The sequence below is a fragment of the Thermoanaerobacter uzonensis DSM 18761 genome, from assembly GCF_900129115.1.
Classification (GTDB): domain Bacteria; phylum Bacillota; class Thermoanaerobacteria; order Thermoanaerobacterales; family Thermoanaerobacteraceae; genus Thermoanaerobacter; species Thermoanaerobacter uzonensis.
On sequence record NZ_FQUR01000002.1, the window covers coordinates 1 to 640 of the forward strand.

The 640-nt window shown below is 55.6% G+C and carries 1 rRNA gene; it reads left to right on the forward strand.

The features are described 5' to 3' along the window. Nucleotides 1-640, forward strand: a 23S ribosomal RNA gene (locus BUB32_RS00010); the annotation flags it as partial.

Consider the following 640-nt stretch of genomic DNA (forward strand, 5'->3'; position numbering starts at 1 on the left):
GAAGGGGAGCCGTAAGGCGAAGCCACCGAAGCAGCTGCCGAGAAAAGCCGCTATCGAGGTCCGAGGTGCCCGTACTGCAAACCGACACAGGTAGGCGAGGAGAGAATCCACAGGCGAGCGGGAGAACCCTCATTAAGGAACTCGGCAAAATGACTCCGTAACTTCGGGAGAAGGAGTGCCGAAAGGCCGCAGAGAAGAGGCCCAAGCGACTGTTTACCAAAAACACAGGTCTCTGCTAAGTCGGAAGACGAAGTATAGGGGCTGACGCCTGCCCGGTGCTGGAAGGTTAAGGGGAAGTGTGAGAGCACTGAACCGAAGCCCCAGTGAACGGCGGCCGTAACTATAACGGTCCTAAGGTAGCGAAATTCCTTGTCGGGTAAGTTCCGACCCGCACGAAAGGCGTAACGACTTGGGCGCTGTCTTGATGAGGGGCCCGGTGAAATTGTAGTACTCGTGAAGATGCGAGTTACCCGCGATTGGACAGAAAGACCCCGTGGAGCTTTACTGTAGCCTGTCACTGGATTTTGGTAATTCTTGTACAGGATAGGTGGGAGACGGAGAAGGTAGGGCGCCAGCCTTACTGGAGTCGGCGTTGGGATACCACCCTGGGATTACCGGAATTCTAACCTATAGCCGTGGA